This is a genomic window from Streptomyces sp. NPDC019443 (genome assembly GCF_044389785.1).
Lineage (GTDB): Bacteria > Actinomycetota > Actinomycetes > Streptomycetales > Streptomycetaceae > Streptomyces.
Map to the genome: position 1 here is coordinate 15,347 of NZ_JBIRYJ010000004.1, position 23,059 is coordinate 38,405.

Annotated in this window: 17 protein-coding genes; 9 read left to right on the plus strand and 8 right to left on the minus strand. The window is 70.4% G+C overall.

The window, feature by feature from the left end; all coding sequences use genetic code 11:
- Positions 1 to 45 precede the first annotated feature (45 nt).
- The 3 genes from ACH492_RS14315 to ACH492_RS14325 form a co-directional block, all read right to left on the minus strand.
- Positions 46 to 1,626, minus strand: a complete 1,581-nt coding sequence (locus ACH492_RS14315; protein ID WP_398986266.1) for a DUF5719 family protein — start codon at positions 1,624 to 1,626, stop codon at positions 46 to 48.
- Entirely contained in the window at positions 1,623 to 5,447 is a 3,825-nt protein-coding gene (locus ACH492_RS14320) for a glycosyltransferase family 2 protein (protein ID WP_398986268.1), read from the minus strand. The genes ACH492_RS14315 and ACH492_RS14320 overlap by 4 nt, the downstream gene beginning before the upstream one ends.
- 273 nt (positions 5,448 to 5,720) lie before the next feature.
- Complete coding sequence (locus ACH492_RS14325; protein ID WP_023541320.1) at positions 5,721 to 5,984, minus strand: WhiB family transcriptional regulator; 264 nt, start codon at positions 5,982 to 5,984, stop codon at positions 5,721 to 5,723.
- Positions 5,985 to 6,675: 691 nt separating this feature from the next.
- Here ACH492_RS14325 and ACH492_RS14330 point away from each other — a divergent pair.
- From ACH492_RS14330 to ACH492_RS14345, 4 genes are all read left to right on the plus strand, one after another.
- On the plus strand, positions 6,676 to 7,176 hold the full coding sequence (locus ACH492_RS14330) for a cysteine dioxygenase (protein ID WP_398986270.1): 501 nt from the start codon (positions 6,676 to 6,678) through the stop codon (positions 7,174 to 7,176).
- 13 nt (positions 7,177 to 7,189) lie between these two features.
- Entirely contained in the window at positions 7,190 to 8,146 is a 957-nt protein-coding gene (cofD, locus tag ACH492_RS14335; protein WP_398986272.1) for a 2-phospho-L-lactate transferase, read from the plus strand.
- The gene (locus ACH492_RS14340) at positions 8,143 to 9,465 is read left to right on the plus strand and encodes a coenzyme F420-0:L-glutamate ligase (RefSeq protein ID WP_398986274.1); all 1,323 of its coding nucleotides are present in this window, start codon (positions 8,143 to 8,145) and stop codon (positions 9,463 to 9,465) included. The genes cofD and ACH492_RS14340 overlap by 4 nt, the downstream gene beginning before the upstream one ends.
- 142 nt (positions 9,466 to 9,607) lie before the next feature.
- Positions 9,608 to 9,829 (plus strand): hypothetical protein, encoded by a 222-nt coding sequence (locus ACH492_RS14345; protein ID WP_398986277.1) that lies wholly within the window; start codon positions 9,608 to 9,610, stop codon positions 9,827 to 9,829.
- A gap of 51 nt (positions 9,830 to 9,880) precedes the next feature.
- Here ACH492_RS14345 and ACH492_RS14350 read toward each other — a convergent pair whose 3' ends face one another.
- The 3 genes from ACH492_RS14350 to ACH492_RS14360 form a co-directional block, all read right to left on the minus strand.
- Positions 9,881 to 10,900 (minus strand): DNA-3-methyladenine glycosylase family protein, encoded by a 1,020-nt coding sequence (locus tag ACH492_RS14350; protein ID WP_398986279.1) that lies wholly within the window; start codon positions 10,898 to 10,900, stop codon positions 9,881 to 9,883.
- 159 nt (positions 10,901 to 11,059) lie between these two features.
- Positions 11,060 to 12,175: a sugar phosphate nucleotidyltransferase gene (locus ACH492_RS14355; RefSeq protein ID WP_398986281.1), complete on the minus strand. Its 1,116-nt coding sequence runs from the start codon at positions 12,173 to 12,175 to the stop codon at positions 11,060 to 11,062.
- Between the two features lie 72 nt (positions 12,176 to 12,247).
- The gene (locus ACH492_RS14360) at positions 12,248 to 13,657 is read right to left on the minus strand and encodes an N-acetylmuramoyl-L-alanine amidase (protein ID WP_398986283.1); all 1,410 of its coding nucleotides are present in this window, start codon (positions 13,655 to 13,657) and stop codon (positions 12,248 to 12,250) included.
- 127 nt (positions 13,658 to 13,784) lie between these two features.
- Here ACH492_RS14360 and ACH492_RS14365 point away from each other — a divergent pair, with 127 nt between their 5' ends.
- The 4 genes from ACH492_RS14365 to ACH492_RS14380 all read left to right on the plus strand — a co-directional run bounded on the left by ACH492_RS14365 (position 13,785) and on the right by ACH492_RS14380 (position 19,732).
- The gene (locus ACH492_RS14365) at positions 13,785 to 14,537 is read left to right on the plus strand and encodes a TIGR03089 family protein (protein WP_398986285.1); all 753 of its coding nucleotides are present in this window, start codon (positions 13,785 to 13,787) and stop codon (positions 14,535 to 14,537) included.
- A 183-nt stretch (positions 14,538 to 14,720) separates the two neighbouring features.
- The gene (locus tag ACH492_RS14370) at positions 14,721 to 16,025 is read left to right on the plus strand and encodes an LCP family protein (protein ID WP_398986287.1); all 1,305 of its coding nucleotides are present in this window, start codon (positions 14,721 to 14,723) and stop codon (positions 16,023 to 16,025) included.
- Between the two features lie 221 nt (positions 16,026 to 16,246).
- The gene (locus tag ACH492_RS14375) at positions 16,247 to 17,956 is read left to right on the plus strand and encodes an LCP family protein (RefSeq protein WP_398986289.1); all 1,710 of its coding nucleotides are present in this window, start codon (positions 16,247 to 16,249) and stop codon (positions 17,954 to 17,956) included.
- Between the two features lie 51 nt (positions 17,957 to 18,007).
- Entirely contained in the window at positions 18,008 to 19,732 is a 1,725-nt protein-coding gene (locus tag ACH492_RS14380) for an LCP family protein (RefSeq protein ID WP_398986291.1), read from the plus strand.
- Positions 19,733 to 19,802: 70 nt separating this feature from the next.
- On the opposite strand, the gene ACH492_RS14385 is transcribed toward ACH492_RS14380, so the two are convergent.
- Positions 19,803 to 20,819, minus strand: coding sequence for a glycosyltransferase family 2 protein (locus tag ACH492_RS14385; RefSeq protein WP_398986293.1), 1,017 nt, complete (start codon positions 20,817 to 20,819; stop codon positions 19,803 to 19,805).
- A 223-nt stretch (positions 20,820 to 21,042) separates the two neighbouring features.
- Between ACH492_RS14385 and ACH492_RS14390 the strand changes: the two genes are divergently transcribed.
- Positions 21,043 to 22,407: an LCP family protein gene (locus ACH492_RS14390; RefSeq protein ID WP_398986295.1), complete on the plus strand. Its 1,365-nt coding sequence runs from the start codon at positions 21,043 to 21,045 to the stop codon at positions 22,405 to 22,407.
- Between the two features lie 44 nt (positions 22,408 to 22,451).
- Here ACH492_RS14390 and ACH492_RS14395 read toward each other — a convergent pair whose 3' ends face one another.
- A complete protein-coding gene (locus tag ACH492_RS14395) occupies positions 22,452 to 23,000 on the minus strand; it encodes an acyl-CoA thioesterase (RefSeq protein WP_398986297.1) in 549 nt (182 codons plus the stop codon).
- Between the last annotated feature and the right edge of the window lie 59 nt (positions 23,001 to 23,059).

The following is a 23,059-nucleotide window of genomic DNA, read 5'->3' on the forward strand; positions in this document are numbered from 1 at the left end:
TCGTCATCCGTCAATCGAAATCCGATAGCCGTCAGACGTCAGACGTCAGTCGTCGAGTACGGACAGGTCCTGCTCGGCATCCGGTACCGCCACCGTCCCCCTGTCGTCCGGCAGCGTCTGCACCGTGAACATCGAGATGCCGTTCTGCGGCAGCGCCAGCGTCCGCGACGCGTGCACCGGGCCGCCCGACTGCGTCTCCACCGTCAGCGCGTACGAGCCCTTCAGGCCGGCCGGGACGGGCGGGGTGACCGCCAGCGTCGTACCGGCCTTGACCGTGTACGTCTTGACGACCTGGGTGCCGCCCTGCGTGCCCGCCGATGCGGTGACCTTGACCTGCGCGGTGGCGCCCGGCGCGGTCAGGGAGAGCGTCGAGCCCTTGGCCCGGTTGTCGGCGGCGGTCGCCCGCGCCCCCACCGGCGCGGTCGCCGGGATGTAGGCGACCTCCTGCTTGTCGCCCTTGCCGCGTACGACGCGCAGCGCCGCGACCACCGGGGTCCCCCGGCCGCTCTGGGACGGGCTGAGGATCAGCGATCCGGCCTCGCCCTTGGTGACGTCCAGCAGGTCCACGCTCGCGGTCATGCCCGACTTGACGTGCAGCGTCTCGTGTCCGGCCGGGGTGATCCGGCCGCCCGCGCCCGCGAGTTGCACCTTCAGGTCGGCGTCGTCGTCGCCGGGCGCGAAGGCCACCAGACGTACCGATGTGGCGTCTGCCGGGATGCCGGGCAGCACGGCGGTGCCCGACGGGTCGGCCGAGGCGGTCAGCCAGTCGCTGCCCGCCTTGTCGTCGGCGGCCCGCACCACGGCCCCCACCCGTCCGGTACGGGTGGTGACATGAACGGTCACATCCGCGGCAGGCTCGGCGGCTGTCAGGGTGGAGAGCAGGACCGGGACGCTGGATCCGGCGGGGACCGGGATGCCCTCGGTCAGCGTGGTCTTGAGGGCGCCGTCCTTGCCGTAGAGCTCGATGTCGGCGACAGCCGCGGTGTCGTCGGGGTTGGTGAGGTGGACGTAATCCTGCCGGTCCTCGGCCGTGGACGCGCCGGGGAACCAGAAGTCGGTGTCCGGCCCGGTGCAGCTCAGGCCGAGCAGGCCGCGCGAGCCGCCCGCGGTGACCGTAGTGGTCTGCTGGGTGGTCCAGCCGGGGGCAAGGCGGCCGGTGGCCGTGCCGACGAGGGCGGGAGCATCGCCGCCCTCGGCCGTGGCGGCGACGGGTTTGCCGGGCTCCTTCAGCGCGAGCACCGGCTTGCCGGGCGCGGGCTTCTTCGCACCCTTCGCCGCGTCGCCCTTCGCCGCGTCGCCCTTCTTGGCCCCGTCCTTCGTCGTCGCGTCGTCCTTCTTGGGCGCGGTGTCCGGGTCCGTCAACACGGCCGTGGACGGCTTCAGTTCGCCCGTACCGTTTTTCGCGTCCCCGGCCGTTCCCGCCGGGGTGAAGGAGGTGTAGTCGGTCTTCGCGACCTCCGAGCTGCTCGGCGCGGGGCAGAGCAGGCTGGAGCGCTCGACCGGAAGCCGCGCCGGGGCCTTGGCGTCCGTCGCCGCACCACCGTCCGGCGCGGTGAGCGCGGCGACACCGGTGACCGCGGCGAGGGCGGTGGCGGTGGCGAGCAGGGAGATGGTTGTGCGCTTCACTCTGACTCGCCTCGCGTTGCGTTGCCGGCGTTGCCGTTCGGGTCGGGGTGCTGGTCGGTCTCGCTGCCGTAGGCGTAGGGGTCGTACTGACCCTCCTGGTACTGCCCGTCTTGGTACTGACCCTCTTGGTACTGCCCGTCGGCGTAGGACGCGGGCTGGTACTGGTCGGCCTGGTACGGGTCCTGGAACTGTTCGCCCTGGTACGGCTGTTGCTCGTACGGCTGCTGGTACTGCTCCCCGCCGTACTGCTGCTCCCCGCCGTACTGCTGCTCGGCGCCGTACGTGGCGCCCTGGTACTGCTCGTTGGTGTACGGGGCGGCGTATCCGGCGTCCGCGTACGACTGCGCGTCCCATTCGCCGTACTGCTGCTGCGGCACCGCCACATAGGGCGACTGCTGCTGCCCCCCTTGCTGTTGCTGCGCGAAGGCGTCCTGTTCGGCGGGGAGTTGAGCGTACGGATCGGGGTGGGCCGCGGCAGCCTCGGGCGGCGAAGACGACGAAGACGACGAAGACGACGAAGACGAGGAAGGCAACGAAGTCCCGGCCTCCTCTTCCATCTCCGCTTCCGCCTGCGCGCGCAGCCTGCGTGCCCTGCGCCCTTCGCCCTCCACCGCCTGGGCGGGGACCACGATCTCCTCGTCCGGCAGGTCGTCGTCGATCTCCCGCCGCCTGCCCGGCAGTGCGAGGACCAGCAGCACCAGCGCGAGCCCGACCTGGGCCCAGATCCAGCCGGTGTGGGTGGCGGGGCCGTCGTACGTCAGATCCAGCCGGCCGCCCTCGGCGGGGAGTTCGAAGCCCTGGGCCCAGCCGTCGACGGTGGTCTTCTTCAGTACGCGGCCGTCGAGCGTGGCCTGCCAGCCGTCGTCCGCGCGGTCCGCGATGCGCAGCACCCGTCCCGACTGACCCGCCGGGATCTTGGCGTGGGCCTCGACGGCGTCGGACGCGACAGGCAGCGGGTCGCCCTTGCCGCTGACGATGGTGGCCCTGGCGACCTGGCGGTCGACGCGCCACAGTGCGCTGCCGTCGAGCTGGCTGAGCCTGCTCAGGCCGGGTGTGGCGTCGAGGACGCGGCTGGTCTGGCGGGGTGCTCCGTCGCGTACGAGTACGTAGCGAATGGCGAATCCGCTGAGCTGGCTGGTCTGGTCGGCGCCGGAGCCTGCCACGAGATTCGCGACGATCTTGTCGAGGCGGGGGTCGCTGCCGCCCGCCTCGGCGAGTTCGGCGTCGCCGAGCCGGCCGCCGGAGCCGCGTACGAGGGTGTAGGAGACCTTGGCGGCCGAGGTCCCGCCGAGGACGAGGGTGCGCGGCTGGTCGCGGGTGTCGCTCTCCTCTGCGACGAACGCGGGCACCTGGACGGGGTCGCGCCGTTCCAGCGGGCCTGCGGCGCCGCTGAGCATCCAGTTGCCCGCGGCGAGCAGGGGTGCCAGGCCGGCCGCGAGGGCGATCAGGCCGGCGACCGGCTGGCGCCAGCCGAAGTCCTGGGCGGCGACGCGGGCACGGCCGCCCTCGGCGCCGAGTACGGCCGCGGCGAGCAGGGCGATGCTGTAGACGAGGGTGGCCGGGCCTGCCCAGCCGGAGCCGTTGGCGATCACCGCGAAGACGAGTCCGACCAGCGCCACGGCCCAGGAGGCACGGATCGCGAACTGCCGTTCGCCGCGCAGCAGGGCGGCGAGTGCCGCCAGGACGACGCCGATGAAGAGGATTCCGCCTGCGGCCTTGGCGCCGCCGGGACTCATGCCGAGGAGGTCGAGTGCGCTCGCCGATCCGGTGCCGAATTCGAGTCCGGCTTCGCGGAAGAAGGCGGACGGGCCGGTCAGCAGGGTCAGCGACCAGGGTGCGAGGACGAGCAGCGGGGCGCCGAGGGCGGCGAGGAAGCGCAGCCCGTACGCCGTGATGTCGTCGCGTCGCAGCACGAGGACGGCGACGCCGAGGACGAGCGCGATCAGCCACAGGATGGGCGTGAACGCCATCGCGAGGGTGAGCAGGAGCGCGTACGCCCAGGTGGCGCGCCAGCTGCCGCGCCCGCCGCCGGTGCCGCTGCGCAGTCCGTGGGCCGCGACGCCTGCCCGGGCGATGAGCGGCAGCAGGATCGTGAGGACGGCGGTGCCGAGCCGTCCGGTGGCGAGTGCGCCGGTCGCGGCGGGCAGGAAGGCGTACGCGATGCTCGCCCAGGCCCGCAGCAGCCGGGATTCGACGATGGGGCGGGAGGCGAAGTAGGCGGTGAGTCCGGCGAGCGGGACCGAGCAGACGAGCAGCACGGTGAGCGCGAAGCCGGTGGAGCCAAGGAAGAGGGTGGACAGGGCGGCGAGCACGGCGAGGTAGGGGGGCGCGGTCTGGGTGCCGCCGGTGCCGAGGGGGTGCCAGTTGTCGGCGTAGCGGGACCACAGGTCGGAGACGTCGGCGGGGGCGGGCAGGAGTGCGCCGCCGGCCAGCGCCCCGCTGCCGAAGAGTCCGCGGCAGGCGACGAGCGAGACGAGGAGCAGTACGGCGAAGAGCACCGGCCCCGGCTTGCGGGCGAGTTTCTTCAGGCGTGCGAACTGTTCGATCTCGAGGAAGTCGGCGTCGTCTCCGCCGGGTCCTGATTCGACGGCGCCGTGGCGTGAGCCGCCGGAGTCGGCGTCGGAGCCGCCGCCGACGTGGCCCGCGACCTGTTCGACGGTGGCGCGGATGGTCGCGCCGGGCGGCGGGAAGAGCGGGCGCAGTTCGCCCGCTTCGACGGCGCCGCCCTGCTTGGCGCGCCTGCGGCGTCCGGCGATGATCCGTTCGGGCCGCAGCAGGGTGCCGAAGAGGCCCATGACTTCGTCGACGGCCTGGCCGGGGACTTTGCCGACGAGGTAGGCGAGGGTGCGCAGCAGGGTGCCGAAGACGATGCGCAGCAGTACGTAGGGGAAGGCGGCGCCGCGTGAGTTGGTGAGCAGGGTGTAGACGGCGCCGGCCTTGTCGACGCGGTGGGGGCTGGCGACGGAGCGGCCGGCGCAGTCGACAGTGCGGCGTTCGCGGGCGGCGGCTTCGGCGTGCCGCATGACGGCGTCGGGGGCGATGAGGACGCGGTGGCCGGCGGCGTGGGCGCGCCAGCACAGGTCGACGTCGTCGCGCATGAGGGGCAACCGCCGGTCGAAGCCGCCGAGCTGCTCGAAGACGTCACGGCGGATGAGCATGCCGGCGGAGGAGACAGACAGGACGGAGCGGATCTGGTCGTGCTGTCCCTGGTCCTGTTCGCGGCGGTCGAGTCCGGTCCAGCGGCGTCCGCTGTTGGCGATGGAGACGCCTGCTTCGAGGAGTTGCTTGCGGTCGTACCAGCCGCGGAGTTTGGGGCCGACGATGGCGGCGTATTCGTCGGAGTCGGCGACGCGCAGCAGTTCGGCGAGGGCGTCGGGTTCGGGTGCGCAGTCGTCGTGGAGCAGCCACAGCCACTGGACGGGTTCGCCGTAGGGCAGTTCGGGCATGTCGTACGCGTCGTCGCGCCAGCTCCTGGTGACAGGATCCCAGCCGCTGGGCCGCTTCAGGTAGGGCAGGTCGTCGGGGGTGAGCACGCCCGCGGTGCGGGCCGCTTCCTCGACTGCGCTTCCGAAGCCGGTGCGGCGGGCGAGGTGCAGTACGCGCTCGGCGCCGAGTGCCTCGGTGACCAGCCGCGCGGAGTCGTCGGCGCTGCCGGTGTCGGCGGCGACGACGTTCTGTACGGGGCGTTCCTGGCCGAGGAGTCCGGCGAGGGCGTCGGGGAGCCAGCGTGCGCCGTCGTGGGAGACGAGCACGGCGGTGACGACGTGCCGCGGGAACTCGGGCGGGTGTGCGGGGGCGAACGCGGCTGTGGTGGCGGACATTGAGGTACGGGCCCTCCGGCCGGGGGGTCGCCCCGTAGGGGCGTTGGAGCGTCTCGGACGGGGCCCCACACTAACGGCTGGTACACGAACGGTCCGCCGACTGCGGTCAGGATGCAGTCGGCGGACCGAGGGTTACGTACCTGCTTGTGGTGTTTCGTCGGGCCCGGGGTGGGGCCTCAGGTCGAGCTTCGGTTACCGGCCGGGCCTCGGATCGGGCCCGGGGTCGGGCCCCGGATCGGACTTTGGATCGGGCTTCGGATATCGGTGCGGGTTTCAGACGGCAGCCTTCTTCAGCCGACGGCGTTCGCGTTCGGACAGGCCGCCCCAGATCCCGAATCGCTCGTCGTTGGCGAGGGCGTACTCAAGGCATTCGGAGCGGACTTCGCAGGCGAGGCAGACCTTCTTGGCCTCGCGGGTGGAACCGCCCTTCTCGGGGAAGAAGGACTCGGGATCGGTCTGGGCGCACAACGCGCGCTCCTGCCAGCCGAGTTCCTCGTCCGCGTCCTCGACCAGCAGTTGTTCGAACAGCTCGGTCATGTGCGCCCCTCGATCTGTCTTTGCGTCCCCGTGATGTTGCCGTTGTCGATTTTCGGCCGAACGACACGAGTGAAATTACAAGTGTGTGGCTCCGGGCCAGTCAAGCTGAGATCTGCTATTGGGCCCGGTATTCACTCTGCGGAACCAAAGCTATGCGGAAAGTGTTCAAATCACTAAAAACCTGACACATGCCAGAGGCCTGCCCCCGCACCCTCCTCTCACGAGGAGGAGACGCCGCAGGGTTCGATCTTGTTGCGATCGAGCCAATTAAGCGATCCGGATCACAGTCCGATCACGGGGCCGCAACGACGTTTACGAGCACGGTTGCTGCGCCATGTCTCCGCGGCCACGGCTGCACAAACCTTTCTCCGCACCCAGTAACCGGATGAGGTGAAACATTACCGCCAAATCGGTCATTGAGTTGACAGTAAGGACCCCAGCCGTCACCTTTGATTCCATGCCAGCGACCTCAGCGCACACCGCGACCCCACTCCGTGGGTTCCGCAGCGCTGTCCAGGCGCGCTGTTGCTGTTCCAGCTGTTGATTGCGCCGTAGCGCTCCAGCCACTCACCGAATGCGGCTCAGCCCGCATGCACCGCTTGCACCGCATGCCCTGCGACACCCTCCCCCGGACTCCGTCCGGGCCCCCAGCACTGCAACTCACGTTCTCTGCCGAGGAACCACCGCACCCATGAACAGCGACAGCGACCTCCAGATCGCCGGCGACATCCTCGCCGTACAGCACCTGCTCCAGCCCGCCCGCGAGCACCCGGCCACCGTCGCCGACTTCGTGGGGCTGGCCCGCTCCATCGCCGCAGACCGCGCGCAGTGGGCCCACCTCGTCCAGTACGACACCACCTCCCGCTGGTACCACCGGCTGCGCACCGGACCCGGCTACGAGGTGTGGCTGCTGTCCTGGGTCCCCGGTCAGGGCAGCGGGCTGCACGACCACGGACTGTCGTCAGGCGTCCTGACCGTCCTCGACGGCGAGCTCACCGAGCGCAGCGAGCAGGCCTCCCGGTCTCTCGCCGCGGGCGCGCAGCGAGTGTTCGCGCCCGGCTATGTGCACGAAGTCGTCAATGATTCGCTCGAACCGGCCGTCAGTCTGCACATCTACCACCCGGGTCTGACCGAGATGCCGATGCATCATGCCCAGTGCTCCCCGGCCGAACGCGACGTCGTGCCCGCCTGACAGACTGCTGTTCATGCGCATTGTGGTTCTGGCCGGCGGCATCGGCGGCGCCCGTTTCCTCCGCGGTCTCAGGCAGGCCGCGCCCGAAGCGGACGTCACGGTGATCGGCAACACCGGTGACGACATCCATCTGTTCGGGCTGAAGGTCTGTCCCGACCTCGACACCGTGATGTACACCCTCGGCGGTGGCATCAATGAGGAGCAGGGCTGGGGGCGTACGGACGAGAGCTTCCGGGTCAAGGAAGAGCTCGCGGCCTACGGCGTGGGGCCCGAGTGGTTCGGCCTCGGTGACCGCGACTTCGCGACGCACATCGTCCGTACACAGATGCTCGCCGCGGGCTATCCGCTCAGCGCCGTCACCGAAGCGCTCTGCGCCCGCTGGAACCCGGGCGTGCGGCTGCTGCCGATGTCCGACGACCGCGTGGAGACGCATGTCGCCGTCGAGGTCGAGGGCCAGCGGAAGGTCATCCACTTCCAGGAGTACTGGGTGAAGCTGCGGGCGTCCGTGGCCGCGGAGGCCGTCGTGCCGGTCGGCGCGGACCAGGCGAAGCCCGCGCCGGGGGTGCTGGAGGCGATCGCCTCCGCCGACGTGATCGTCTTCCCGCCGTCCAACCCCGTCGTCAGCGTCGGCACGATCCTGGCGGTGCCGGGAATCCGCGAGGCCATCGCCGAGGCGGGCGTCCCGGTGGTGGGCCTGTCCCCCATCGTCGGGGACGCGCCGGTGCGCGGGATGGCCGACAAGGTGCTGGCGGCGGTGGGCGTGGAGGCGACCGCCGCGGCCGTCGCCCAGCACTACGGCTCCGGGCTGCTGGACGGCTGGCTGGTCGACACGGTGGACGCGGGCGCGGTGGCGGAGGTCGAAGGGGCGGGGATCCGCTGCCGGGCGGTGCCGCTGCTGATGACGGACTTGGACGCGACGGCGGAGATGGCGCGGCAGGCGCTGGAGCTGGCCGAGGAGGTACGGGCGTGAGCTCGCCCTCGTCTTCGCCCTCTCCTCCCTCTCCCTCGTACCGCGTCTGGGCGCTGACCGGTCTTGGCGAGGTCCGGCCGGGCGACGACCTCGCCAAGCTGATCGCCGCCACGGAGCCGGGGCTCGTGGACGGCGACGTCCTGCTGGTCACGTCCAAGATCGTGAGCAAGGCGGAGGGGCGGGTCGTCGACGCGGCGGACCGTGAGGCGGCGATAGACGCGGAGACGGTACGCGTGGTGGCGCGCCGCGGGCCCCTTCGTATCGTCGAGAACCGGCAGGGCCTGGTGATGGCCGCGGCAGGCGTCGACGCCTCCAACACCCCTGCCGGAACTGTGCTGTTGCTGCCTGCCGACCCTGATGCCTCGGCGCGCGCGATCCGCGAGGGGCTGCGGGCGGCGCTGGGCGTCGACGTCGGCGTGATCGTCACGGACACCTTCGGGCGGCCCTGGCGCAACGGCCTGACGGATGTCGCGATCGGCGCGGCCGGAGTGCGGGTCCTCGACGATCTGCGGGGTGGGTCTGATGCGCACGGCAATCCGCTGAGCGCGACCGTCGTCGCCACCGCGGACGAACTGGCCGCCGCCGGTGACCTGGTGAAGGGCAAGGCGGAGGGCCTGCCGGTCGCGGTGGTGCGTGGTCTGCCGCATCTGGTCGAGGAGGGCGACGGCGCCCGCGCGATGGTGCGCACCGCCGCGGACGACATGTTCCGCCTCGGTACGTCGGAGGCGGTACGGGAGGCGGTCACCCAGCGCCGTACGGTGCGGGAGTTCACCGACGAGCCGGTGGACGGTGGGGCGGTCCGGCGGGCGGTCGCGGCTGCGGTGACTGCTCCGGCGCCGCATCACACGACGCCGTGGCGCTTCGTACTGCTCGAATCCGCTTCGTCCCGCGCCGAGTTGCTGGACGCGATGCGGGACGCGTGGATCGCTGATCTGCGGCGCGACGGCAAGTCGGAGGAGTCCATCGCGAAGCGGGTGAAGCGGGGCGATGTCCTGCGCAACGCGCCGTACTTGGTCGTCCCCTGCCTGGTGATGGACGGCTCGCACCACTACGGGGATCCGCGCCGGGACACCGCCGAACGCGAGATGTTCGTGGTCGCGGCGGGCGCGGGCGTGCAGAACTTCCTGGTGGCACTGGCGGGCGAACGGCTCGGCTCGGCGTGGGTGTCGTCGACGATGTTCTGCCGCGAGGTGGTACGGGATGTGCTGGGGCTTGAGGAGGGGTGGGACCCGATGGGCGCGGTGGCGGTGGGGCACGCCGCCGCACCGCCGAAGGAACGCCCGGCGCGGCAGCCGGGGGACTTCATCGCGGTCCGCTGAGCGGGCGGGTCCCCGCGAAGGCTTCGCTGCGCGAGAGCGGAGCCGGCCGCCCCATTGCGCCCCTCGGCGTACGGGCAAGGCGGGCGCTTCAGGCGGTGTCGACCTCAACTCTCCGGCGGCCGCGGCCAATTCGGCCAACGGCGTGGACGAGCAGTACGGCGCCTCCGGCTGGGCCACCAGCAACATCCGGCTGCTTGTGGGCACACCCGACGCCAACAAGGACGGCATCCCTGACATCTGGACACTGCGGGCGGACGGTGCTGTCCGCTTCTACGCGGGCTCGCGCGGGGAGATGGCGCACTCCGGAGTCGAGATCGTCGGCAACAGTGACGACGGCTGGAGGAACAAGATGACCACCGGCTGACGCGGGTGAGGCATGGGGGCCCGGTCAGTTTCCGACCGGGCCCTCGGCGTTCTACAGCGCGCCGATGTCGACGCGTGGCATCTTCGGCTTGCGGCGGGGCGGGGTGCGGCCGCCGAGGAGGATGAGGCGGGCGGCGCGGTGGCGTTGGCCCTTGTAGGGGGCGAGGAGTTCGAGCATCGCCGCGTCGTCGGCGTTGCGGTCGCCCGCGAGTGCGTAGCCGACGATGCGGGGCAGATGCAGGTCGCCGACGGTGACCGCGTCGGGGGCACCGTTGCTGCGCTGGACCGTCTCGGCGGAGGTCCAGGGGCCGATGCCGGGGATCAACTCCAGGCGTTCCTGGGCCTGTTGGGGCTCCATCGCCGCGGCCTCCTCCAGGCGGCGGGCGACGCGGACAGCGCGCAGGATGGTGGAGGCGCGCTTGTTGTCGACGCCGGCGCGGTGCCACTCCCAGGAGGGGATCATCCGCCAGGCGGACGGGTCCGGCATGACATGCATACGGTGCGAACCGTCGGCCGGTCCGGGGGCGGGCTCGCCGTACTTCCGTACGAGCAGCCGCCAGGCGCGGTACGCCTCGTCCGTGGTGACCTTCTGCTCCAGGATCGAGGGGATCAGGGACTCGAGAACCAGTCCGGTGCGGGTGAGGCGGAGGCCGGGGCAGCGACGCTGGGACGCGGCGACCAGGCGGTGGCGGGGCTCGAAAAGGTCCGGCTCGTCCTGCGACCCGAGCAGCTCCGGCAGCCGGCCGAGCAGCCACTGTGCGCCGGGGCCCCATGCTTCGGCCTCGGCCTGCGCGGCTGCCGGCCGGAGGGCGACCCGGAGGGTGCCGGGGCCGTCGGGCGTACGGGTTGCACGCCAGACGGAGCCGTCGGGGGTGGTACGGAAGGTGGGGTCGGCGGGGCCGCGGCGGAGGGGGCCGAGGACGAGGCCGAGGTCGAGGGGTCCGGGCGGGGTCCAGCGGCGGGTGTGGGACGCGGACGCCTGCCTGGGGATGCCGGTGGGGGCGGGCACGGTGGTGTGACCGCCTCGCACGGTGGTGCGGGTGGGTTGGTTCTGTGCGAAGCGTCCTGCCACGGTGACGAGAGTACGGGCCCGCGTCGCCCGCGGCGGGCTTTTCCCCCGCCGCCCTTCCCGTAACTGGGGGCAAGCTCCCGGACCCCCCGTACTCCCCCCACGTCCGCAGGGTGCAGGGGGAGGGTCCTCAAACGCCGGACGGGCTCCTTTGGAGTACCGCTACTGGTCGGACGAGAAGCGCACCGACGCCCGCGGCAGCACCGCGTCGCACCACACCCTCGCGCCCTCGCGCAGTTCGTTGTCCGCCCCCACCACCGCGCCGTCGCCGATCACCACCCCCGACAGCACGGTGCGCGCGCCGATTCGGGCGCCCGCCCCGATGAGGGAGGAGGAGATCACCGCGCCCTCCTCCACGATCGCGCCCTCCAGGACCGCGCTGCCGTCGATGCGGGCGCCTTCTGCGATCACCGCGTTCGCGCCGATGACCGTGCCGCCGGTGAGCTTGGCGTCGGGGGCGACAGACGCCGAGGGCAGGACCAGGCGGTCGCCGCGGCGGCCCGGGACCGCCGGGGACGGGGCGCGGCCCAGCACCAGGTCGGCCGAGCCGCGGACGAAGGCCTGCGGGGTGCCGAGGTCCAGCCAGTATGTGGAGTCGACCATGCCCTGGAGGTGGGCTCCCGAGGACAGCAGGTCGGGGAACGTCTCGCGCTCCACCGAGACCGGGCGGCCCGTCGGGATCGTGTCGATGACCGAGCGGCGGAAGACGTACGCGCCCGCGTTGATCTGATCGGTGACGATCTCCTCGGGGGTCTGCGGCTTTTCGAGGAAGGCCGTGACCCGGCCGCTCCGGTCCGTCGGGACCAGACCGAACGCCCGCGGGTCCTCGACCTTGGTGAGGTGGAGGGAAACGTCCGCGCCCGACGAGCGGTGCGTGGTGACCAGCGCCTCGATGTCCAGGCCCGTCAGGATGTCGCCGTTGAAGATCAGTACGGGGTCCTCTGGGCCCGACCGCAGCCGGGAGGCGACATTGCGGATCGCGCCTCCCGTGCCGAGCGGTTCCTCCTCGGTGACGTACTCCAGGTGGAGGCCGAGCGCGGAGCCGTCCCCGAAGTACGGCTCGAAGACCTCCGCCAGATACGACGTCGCCAGCACGATGTGCTCGACGCCCGCCGCCCTGGCCCGTGCCAGTTGGTGCGTGAGGAACGGGACGCCCGCCGCCGGAACCATCGGCTTGGGCGTGTTGACGGTGAGCGGGCGCAGCCGGGTGCCCTTGCCGCCGACCAGGAGGATCGCTTCTGTCACCTTGTCGTCTCTGCTTCCTGCTGGGGCCGGCATGGTCACTCGTCTTGGTCACTCGTTCGAGACCGGCCAGTTTATGCAGTTGGTTGGTGCGGTCCGTCCCCTGTTTCAGGCGCGTCCCTGGTACTTGGCCGAGGCACTCCGAGCGGTGCCGAGCCTGCTGTAGAGGAGGGCCCCCGGACAGTCCGTGAAGAAGCCGTCCCGGTGCCCGGAAATGACATTGAAGTTGACCCTTACGCCCTTCGCGTACTTACCGCTCCCTCCCGACGTCAGCACCACCTTGCCTCGCGGATTGCCGCCGTACAGCCCGAGCTTCCAGGCGGTCAGCCGGGCGACGGCGGTGACGGCGGCGGCCGGTGGGGTGGAGAGACTGTACGTGCCGAGCACGGCAATTCCCACGCTATCCGTGTTAAATCCCAGCGTGTGCGCGCCGAGAACCGCCTTGGCCACGCCTCCCGCGCGCCCTTCGTAGATGTTTCCGCACTTGTCGACGGCGAAGTTGTAGCCGAAGTCGCGCCAGCCACTGCTCACGACGTGGTAGCGGTAGATACTGCGCAGGACGGAGGGTGCCTGCGCGCAGGTGTAGTTGTTTCCGGTGGCGCTGTGGTGTACGAAAGCGGCTTTCACGGACGTCGTGTAGACGAAGGTCCTCTCGCGCAGCGACTCGTCGGCGCCCCATCCCTGGCGAGTGATGATGCGCGGGCGCGGTCCGATGTACGGCGTCGCGCCTGCGACGGCCGGGTCCGCCTCAGCTTCTGTCTCGGCTCGTGACAGCTCGGGGAGCACGTTCCCGTCCGGGGGTGCGGGTGCGGGTTCGGTCGCCCGGTCGGCTCCCGCGGGTGCGGGTTCCTCGGACGCGGGATCGTCGGACGCGGGCTCCGCAGGCGCGGGACCGTCGGACGCCGGTTCCTCGGACACGGCTCCCTCGGACGCGGGCTCCGCGGGCGCCGGTTCCTCGGAGGCGAGCTCCACGGGCGCGGCTCCCCCCGACGCGGGTCCCTCGCCCGGGTCCACGAGTTCGAGGCGCAGGCCCTCGGGCAGTGGTGCCGTTCCGGCCGCCTCCGAACGTACGCGGACCTCCACGCCGTCCGATTCGCCCACCCACAGCGGGGCCGTGGAGCCACGCACCTTCCCCGACTCGCTCTCCGCGCTGTCCGGGTCCGCGCCGTGCTCGTGGTTGTGGGTCTCCACGTCCTGCCAGCCGGACCATTCGCCGGAGCCGACGGCCCGGGTTCGGACCTGGACCGTGCCGTGCAGTTCGGCGTTCACGTCGTCCCAGACGACGCCGACGAGGGAAAAGGGTCTGACATCACGTTCCGTCACCCCCTGTTCCGTCGCCGCGCCGCGGGACCGGTCCGACGCCCCCTCCCCGATCGGCGCCAACGGCAGCGACTGGGTGGAGCCGGGCAGATCCGGCACCTGCGGGGGCTCGGTGGCCGCGCCGGAGAGCAGCGAGAGCGGAAATATCAGCGCGGCTATGCACGCGACGCCGACGGAAGAAGCAAGAAATCCACGCATGATGACGATCCTGAGCCGGGGCCGCCGACTCCGCTATCCGGGAAACTGACCGCCCATCGGTCCGACCGGAGGACCCCGTCACCGGTACGGCGGCTTCCCGCCCGCCCCGCCGCGTACCCTTGCGCGGGTGAACGCCAGCGACCGTACCCCTGCCGACCTGCTGCGATCCGCGCTCGCCGCGGACCCGGCGCGCCCCTTGGTCACTTTCTACGACGATGCCACCGGTGAGCGGGTCGAATTGTCCGTGGCCACCCTCGCCAATTGGGTGGCAAAGACGGCGAATCTGCTCCAGGGCGACCTGGCCGCCGGGCCCGGCGACCGGCTCGTGCTGCTGCTTCCCGCGCACTGGCAGAGCGCGGTCTGGCTGCTCGCCTGCTCCTCGGTCGGCGTGAGCGTCGAGGTGGGCGGCGACCCGGCGGACGCGGATCTCGTGGTCAGCGGTCCGGACACGCTGGAGGAGGCGCGCGCCTGTTCCGGGGAGCGGGTGGCGCTCGCGCTGCGGCCGCTTGGCGGGCGGTTCCCGCAGCCGCCGGCGGGCTTCGTCGACTACGCGGTGGAGGTGCCGGGTCAGGGCGACCGTTTCGCGCCGTACGCACCGGTGGATCCGTCCGCGCCCGCGCTCACCGTGGGCGGCAGGGGACTGACGGGCGCCGAGCTGGTGGAGCGGGCCCGCGCGGACGCGGCCGGTATGGGCCTTGCGCCCGGCTCGCGGCTGCTGACGGGACGCGGGTACGACTCGTGGGAGGGACTGTCGGCCGGGCTGTACGCGCCGCTTGCGGCTGGTGGGTCGGTGGTGCTCTGCCGAAACCTCGGCGAGCTGTCCCAGGAGGGCCTCGAGAAGCGGATCGAGAGCGAGCGCGTCACGAACACCGCGGTGTGACAACCCTCTGAGGTCCACTCGTGTGGCGCACACCCGGGCCGAGCCCCCCGGCCTGAGCGTCAACTCCGGTGGATGATCGGCGATACGCGTGCTTCAACGCACAACCAAGCGCGAGGTTCAGCCGTCTAGTCCTGCGATCGGCGACCCAGCGCGCCGCCGACGCCATGAAGGATGGACGCAGACGTGACGGACAGTGCTGGCACGCCCGCCGACCCGGACGGCCCGGCCGCTGACGAGCCGCCGACCGGAACGCGCGGGCCTGGTAGTACGGGCGAGGCTGATACCGGCGAGGGTCCGGCAAAGGCGGACGCGGCCGGCACGAACGCGGCCGGCACGGACGCAGAAACCCCCAACCGCAAGCATCACTTGTTGCGTTGGATCGCCCTCGGTACCGCCGTCGTCGTCCTCGCCGCCGGCGCCGTCGGGTGGTGGTTCTACCGCAAGTTCGACGCCAACATCACCACCGACATCACCGCGGCCTCCGAGCTCGAGGCGTACGAGAAGGAGCGGCCCAAGGCCCTCGCGCGCGACGCGAAGAACATCCTGCTCCTCGGCTCCGACACCCGCTCCGGCGAGGGCAACAGCAAGTACGGCCGCGACGACGGCGGCAGTCAGCGCTCCGACACCACGATCCTGCTGCACATCTCCGGGAACCGGAAGAGCGCGACCGCGATGTCCATCCCGCGTGACCTGATGGTCAGCATCCCGAGCTGCCGCAAGCCCGACCGCACCCGTACGAAGGCGCAGTTCGCGCAGTTCAACTGGGCGTTCGAGTTCGGCGGCGCGGCCTGCACGATCCGTACCGTCGAGCGGTTCACCGGCGTCCGCATCGACCACCACATGGTGGTGGACTTCAGCGGCTTCAAGGGCATGGTCGACGCCGTGCACGGGGTCGAGATCTGCCTCAAGGAGCCGATCGACGACCCGGACGCGCACCTCAAGCTGCGCGCGGGCAAGCAGACGCTGCGCGGCGAGCAGGCCCTCGGTTTCGTACGGGCCCGAAAGTCCATCGGCAACGGCAGTGACACCGAACGCATGGAACGCCAGCAGCAGTTCCTCGGCGCACTGGTCAAGAAGGTGCAGAGCAATGGCGTACTGCTCAATCCGACCCGGCTCTTCCCGGTACTGGACGCGGCTACCAAGTCACTGACCACCGACCCGGGTCTGAGCTCGCTGAAGGATCTGTACGAACTAACCCGCTCAATCCGTAGCATTCCAACCGAAAAGGTACAGTTCCTCACCGTTCCGCGGCAGCCGTACAGCGCCGACCCGAACCGCGACGAGCTCGTGGAGCCCGACGCGGCCCAGCTCTTCAAGCGACTGCGCGAGGACATGCCTGTCACCGTCGCCCCGGACAAGGACAACGGGGAAAGGCCCTCGCGGAAGAAAACCTCGCCCGACGAAAAGCCGGACGACAGCGGGTCCGCGACACCGACGCCGTCGCCGATTTTCTCCGGTACTACCGCCGCAGAGGGCACGTGTGAGTAAAGCGATGGCCAAGCCGGAGCCAGCAGTCCATGACGATTGGGCGGAATGCCCGCTTGTAAGGAGCGTGGAATTTGTCACTGACGTCGCTCGACGTTGAACTGGGCGGATAGTGTGACGCGACCTGGTGCTTCCGACCTTGGGTCGCGCACTGCTGGATCGAAAGACCGAGCGCCCTTCGGGGGAGGCGCCTCGCGTGGCACCGACGGAGGACTCAAGCAACCGTGGATGCGCAAAGCCGTGGACAGGCGGACGAGATCGACCCCGCCGACCAGTGGGTCCTCAACCCGCAGACCGGCAATTACGAATTGCGACTGAACCAATCCGCACAGCAGTCGTCCGCGTCGACAAGCGCCGCTCCCAGGACTCCGGCGCCGAGAAGTCCGCGGGACCGCAGGACCGCTTCTCCTGAGCGGGAGGTGCCGGGTCAGCGCTCGCGCCGTGCGGGCAATGCCTCCGGCGGTACGACCCCCCCCACGGCGGGCCGGCGCAAGCGCAAGCAGCCCAAGTCCCGCAAGAAGAAAGCGCTTCTGTGGACGGGTGGCGTGACAGCCTTCGTCGTGGTCGCCGCTGCCGTGGGCGCGTATCTCGTCTACCAGCATTTCGACTCGAACCTGAACACGGTCGACGTCGCGGGCGCCGGCACCGGCGGCTTCAAGAAGGACCAGGCCGTCAACATCCTCGTCATCGGCACAGACAAGCGGTCCGGCGAGGGCAATGAGTCCTACGGCGACAAGAACAGCGTCGGGCACGCCGACACCACGATCCTGTTCCATGTCTCCAAGGACCGGACGAACGCCACCGCACTGTCCATCCCGCGCGACCTGATCACCAACATCCCCACCTGCGAGACCAAGACCTCAGACGGCACCAAGGACATCGCCGGTACGCGCAAGACCCGGTTCAACGAGAGCCTCGGCCAGTCGGGCCGCGACCCGGGCTGCACCATGCGTACGGTCAAGGAGCTCACCGGCGTCACCGTCGACCACTTCATGATGGCCGACTTCAACGCGGTCAAGACGATGACGACCGCCGTCGGCGGCGTCGAGGTCTGTCTCGCCAAGGACATCAAGGACAAGGACTCCAAGCTCAACCTCACGGCGGGCAAGCACGTCGTGGAGGGTGAGCAGGCGCTGGCGTTCGTACGCACGCGTCACTCGGTGGGCTTCGGCGGCGACCTGAGCCGGATCGAGATCCAGCAGCAGTTCCTGAGCTCGCTGATCCGCAAGATGAAGTCCAGCGACACGCTCTCCAGCCCCTCCAAGATGTGGGACCTGGCGGAGGCCGCCACCAAGGCGCTCACCGTCGATACCGGCATAGGCAAGATCTCCAGGCTGCGCGATCTCGGCATGGAGCTGTCGAAGGTGGACCCGAAGAACATCACCTTCGCGACCGTGCCGGTGGTCGACAACACCGACGGCGCCACCGTGCTGCTCAACGAGGCCAAGGCCAAGCCGCTGTTCTCGATGATTCAGAACGACACCTCGCTCACCGAGGTGAAGCAGCAGCAACAGGACGCCAAGAACAAGCAGCAGGGCCTGCTCAAGGGGACCAGGGCGGCCGCGTCCGAGGTGCGGGTCGCGGTCTTCAACGGCAGCGATACGCAGGGGGCGGCGCTGACGACCCTGACCTGGCTGCAGAACGAGCAGGGCGTACTGAAGTCGAGCAACGAGGGCAATGCCCCGAGCAAGCTTCCCAAGACGACGCTGACGTACGCGCCGAACCAGGCCGATCAGGCCCGCAAGCTCGCGGACCTCATGGGCCTGCCGGCGACGGCGCTGAAGCCGGGCACCAAGGACGCAGTGGGGCTTGAGGCCATGCAGCTGACCCTCGGCGCGGATTTCAAGGGCGCGGGTGTGCCCATCACCGGTCCGGCGAAGGCCCCGGAGGGTGTGCAGAAGGTCGAGGCGGACAAACAGGTGTGTGCCAAGTGACGCCGGAACACCGGGTCATCAGGAGCGCCTGAACGACAGGGGGGACCCGGGGTGGGACAGAACAGCGTGCGGGGGGAGGGGACGCGGCATCGCGTCCCGCACGCCCGCGAACTGGGCTGGGACGACAGCCTGTACGGCGCAGGGGACGACCAGGCGGCCGGCGGCCGCAGGAGAAGAACCGGCAGACAGGCCGGTCCTGATGGGCCGGACGGCGGGCCCGGGCAAGGCGGCGGCCCCGAGGCCGGACACCGGCACGGTGGCCCACGGCGTGGAAAACGGGGCAAACGCCGCATACTTCGCTGGGTCGCCTCCGTGCTGTCGCTGCTGATACTTGGCACGGCGGGCGCCGGTTACCTCTACTACGAGCACCTCAACAGCAAGCTCAAGAAGGACGACCTCACGCTCGGCGGCAAGATGCCCGAGCACCAGGCCAACGCCGCCGGTCAGGTCCCGCTGAACATCCTGCTCATCGGCTCGGACGCGCGGGACTCCAAGGAGAACCAGAAGCTCGGCGGCGCCAGGAGCACGTTCGGCGGACAGCCGCTCGCCGATGTGCAGATGCTGCTGCACCTCTCGGCCGACCGCAGCAATATCTCGGTGATCAGCATGCCGCGCGACACCGTGGTCAAGATCCCCGAGTGCAAGGACCCGGACACCGACAAGACCTACGCCGCGACCGGCTGGACGCTGACCAACGAATCACTCGGCCGCGGCGGCCCCGGCTGCACGGTCGCGACCTGGTACGCCCTCACCGGCATCACCATCGACCACTTCATGATGATCGACTTCGCCGGTGTGGTCTCCATGGCCGACGCCATCGGCGGCGTCCCGGTCTGCGTCGAGAAAAACGTCTACTCGCGCAACAGTAAGGGCCAGGGCTCCGGGCTGAAGCTGGAGGCGGGCACTCACCCCGTCAAGGGCGAGCAGGCGCTCCAGTGGCTGCGTACGCGCTACGGCTTCGACGACGGCACCGACCTCGCCCGCACCCGCGCGCAGCACATGTACATGAACTCGATGGTCCGGGAGCTGCGCAGGAACACCAAGCTCACCGACCCGAACAAGCTGCGCAAGCTCGCCGAGGCGGCCATCGGAGCACTCACCGTCGACAAGGGCATCAACTCCGTCAAACAGCTCTTCGACCTGGGCGAGGAGCTCAAGAGCGTCCCGACCGGCCGGATCACCATGACCACGATGCCGAACTTCTACTCCCAGCGGCCGGGGTTCGCCGGCAAGGTCGAGCCCCAGCCGGGCGACGCCGAGCAGCTGTTCCGGATGGTCCGCGAGGACATTCCGCTGGACGGCAAGGCGCCGAAGAAGAAGCCGGCCACCACCACGCCCGCCGTGTCCAAGGACCCGGCTGCGGCGCCCGGTGAGATCGCGGTGATGGTGCAGAACGGCACCTCGGGCGACGGCCAGTTCGCCGAGAAGGGTCGTGCGGCGGCGGTCGCCGGGATCCTGTCCGGCAAGGGCTTCACACAGGCCAGGGCGGACGCCACGAGGGACCCGCAGAAGAAGACGGTCGTCCTGTTCTCCAACGCCGAGCTCGAGGGCGATGCTCAGGCGGTCGCCAAGTCCCTCGGGATTCCGCTGACTTCGGTGCAGAAGTCGACGGATGTCACCGGTATCTCGCTGATCGTGGGCGCGGACTGGCGCCAGGGCGACGCGTACCCGAAGTCGGCGGTGCAGGACGACAACAAGACCCCGGCGTCGGCGAAGGCGCTGAAGGGCGACAACGACGAGTACTGCATGCCCGTGCAGGACGGCTTCACCTGGTAGCTCGGACGCGAAAGGCCCCGGGTGCGCGTGCACCCGGGGCCCTCTCGTCTCTGTCAGAAGCGTACGAGAGTCAGGCGGCCTCGGCCTTCACGGCCGGGCGGCGGCTCGCTATGACCTTCTTCGCCAGTGCGCGCGGGCTGGTGAGGAAGCCGTACCCCCACGACATGTGCATGGTGGCCAGCGCCACGGGGATCTGCAGGCGCGCCTTGAGCGGCAGGCCCTTGCCCGCCGGGAGGGAGCCCGCGGCTATCGCGGCCAGATAGCCGCCCGGGACGATGAAGCCCCAGGGGGTGAGAGCCGCGCCCACCACGATGCCCGCGGCTATCACGCAGACCGCGGTCGGCGGGGCGAGGTAGCGCAGGTTGATGGAGCCCTCGTGGAAGCGGGCGACGACATGGCGCCAGCGGCCGTAGTCCTTGTACTGCTTCGCCAGCGCGCGCACGCTCGGCCGCGGCCGGTACTGCACCTTGAGTTCGGGCGAGAACCAGACCAGGCCGCCCGCCTCGCGGATGCGGAAGTTCAGCTCCCAGTCCTGGGCGCGGATGAACTCCTCGTTGTAGCCGCCCTGCTGCTCCAGCGCCTCGCGCCGGAAGACACCCAGATACACGGTTTCGGCCGGGCCCGCAGTGCCGCCGGTGTGGAAGGCGGCGTTCCCGACACCGACCTTCGAGGTCATGGCGGCGGCGACGGCGTGCTCCCAGTCGTTCTCGCCCTCGGCGTGCATGATGCCGCCGACGTTCTGCGCGCCGGTCTCCTCGATCAGCCGGACCGCGGTGGCGATGTAGTTCGCCGACAGCATGCCGTGGCCGTCGACCCGCACCACGATCGGGTGACGGGAGGCCTTGATGGCGGCATTCAGCGCTGCCGGGGTGCGGCCGGTGGGATTCGGGACGGTGTGGACGCGAGGGTCTTCCCGTACGAGCTCGGCGGCGATCTCGTCGGTACGGTCCGTGGACGGTCCGAGCGCGATCACCACCTCCATCTCGCCGTCGTACTCCTGCTCGAGGATGTGACGGACGGAGTTGCGCAGATGCCGCTCCTCATTGAGGACCGGCATGATCACGGAGACAGGGGGCGTGGCGTTCATCGCCCGACACGTTACCGCGAATGGGGGACACGGACGCGCGGCGGCCGGGTCGCTGCAGGTCGGCGCAGATCGTACGGCCCTACGGTGTGCGGGATCCCCCTGTCGCCCGCGGAGGTTTCCCCCCTTGCCCACGCCGCCCCGCTCCCGGCCGTCCCCCTCCGGCCGTCCCCGGCAAAACGCCCGGAAGAGGACCAGACGGCCGGTCGAGCGGCCGCGCTGGGGCATGCGGGCGGCGACCACGCTCTCGGTCCTGGTGCTGGCGGCGGGCGGCATCGGGCATGCGGTGGTGACCAGTGTGGACACCGGTATCGACCGGGTGGACGCGTTCAAGGACATGAAGAACCGGCCCGAGGCGGGCCACGGCATGAACCTCCTGGTCGTCGGCACCGACGGCCGCGACAAGATCACGAAGAAGGAGAAGCGCAAGTACCGGCTCGGCGGCGCGCCCTGCCGCTGCACCGACACGATCATGCTGGTCCACATCTCGGGGGACCGGGAACGCGCCAGCGTGGTGAGTCTGCCGCGGGACAGTTACGTCGAGATCCCCGAGCACACCGACCCGACCACCGGCAAGCGCCACTCGAAGCACCGGTTGAAGCTCAACGCGGCGTACTCGAAGGGCGGGCCGAGTCTGACCGTGCGGACCGTCGAGCACCTGACCAAAGTGAAGATCGACCACTATCTGGAGGTCGACTTCACCAGCTTCATGAAGACGGTGGACACGCTGGGCGGGGTGGAGATCTGCACGACCCGGCGGATGAAGGACACGTACACAGGTCTGAATCTCGCTGCCGGCACCCACAAGCTGAACGGCGGGCAGGCACTGCAGTACGTGCGCTCGCGCCATATCGACGGGGCGGCCGATCTGGGCCGGATGCAGCGCCAGCAGCGCTTTCTCGCAGCCCTCATCCACCAGGCGGCCGACAGCGGTGCGCTGCTGAACCCGGTGAAGCTCCGCGAGGTCTCCTCGACGATGCTCAGCTCCGTACGGGCCGACAGGGGCTTCGGCGCCGAGGAGATGCTCGCCCTGGGCAAGGCGATGCGGGGCTTCACCGCGGCCTCGTCGGAGTTCACATCCGTGCCGCTCCGCGACTCCAGCGACCACGTCAAGGGCATCGGTTCGACGGTGAAGTGGGACGAGGCGAAGTCGAGAAAGCTGTTCCAGACGCTGCGCGAGGACAAGCCGCTCGCACCGCACCGCCCGAAAAGGCCGCAGGCGGCGGCGGTGGATGTGTCGCCGCGGCAGATCAGGGTGCAGGTCTACAACGGGACGCTCACCGACGGCCTGGGCAGAACGGTCGACGAAGCGCTGCGCGCCACCGGCTTCAACACGACCCGCGCTCCGCTGAACCTCGGCGGCAGCGAGGTGCGCCGCAGCTATGTGACGTACGACCCGCGCTGGGACCGCTCGGCGAGATCGCTGGCGGCGGCGCTGCCGGGGTGCGAGCTGCGGGCGGTGAAGGGGCAGGGGCGGACGCTGAAGGTGACGGCCGGGACGGACTACAAGGGAGTGACGCGGGTCCGGGCGGAGGAGCCGCCTCCGGGCGAGTTCGGCGCGGTCACCGGCGACCAGGTGGTCTGCCCGTAGCTGGGGCTCCGCCCCAGCTCCCGCGCCTCGCCCCTGGACACGCCCTAGTCCTCCAGGCCCTCCGCCGCGCGCTTGTCCCGGAGCTCCTTGATCGCACGGCGCCGGGCGAGCCGGTGGGTACGCCGGATCTGCGCCTCCTGGTAGCGCCGCTGGTCCCGCTCGGTGTCGGGGATCACCGGCGGTACGGGTCGGGGCTTGCCGTCCCCGTCGACGGCGGCGAAGACGAGGTAGGCGCTGCCGACCTGGGTCGCCGGGGTCGACTCGTTCCAGCGCTCGGCCAGGACCCGTACGCCGACCTCCATCGAGGACCGGCCCGTCCAGTTCACCTGGGCCTTCACATGCACCAGATCGCCGACCCTGACCGGGACCAGGAAGACCATCTCGTCCATGGAGGCGGTGACCGCGGGACCGCCGGAGTGGCGGCCCGCGACCGCGCCCGCCGCGTCGTCCACCAGCTTCATGATCACGCCGCCGTGCACCGTGCCGAGGAGATTGGTGTCACTGCCGGTCATGATGTGGCTGAGGGTGGTTCGGGACGCCGCGGTGGGCTTGCCCGGAATCTCTGCCTCCGGGTGCTGGGCCTGGTCTGTCATGCCCTCCACCATATGCGGGGGCTCTGCGGCGATCGCATTGCATCAGCTTCGCAACAGCC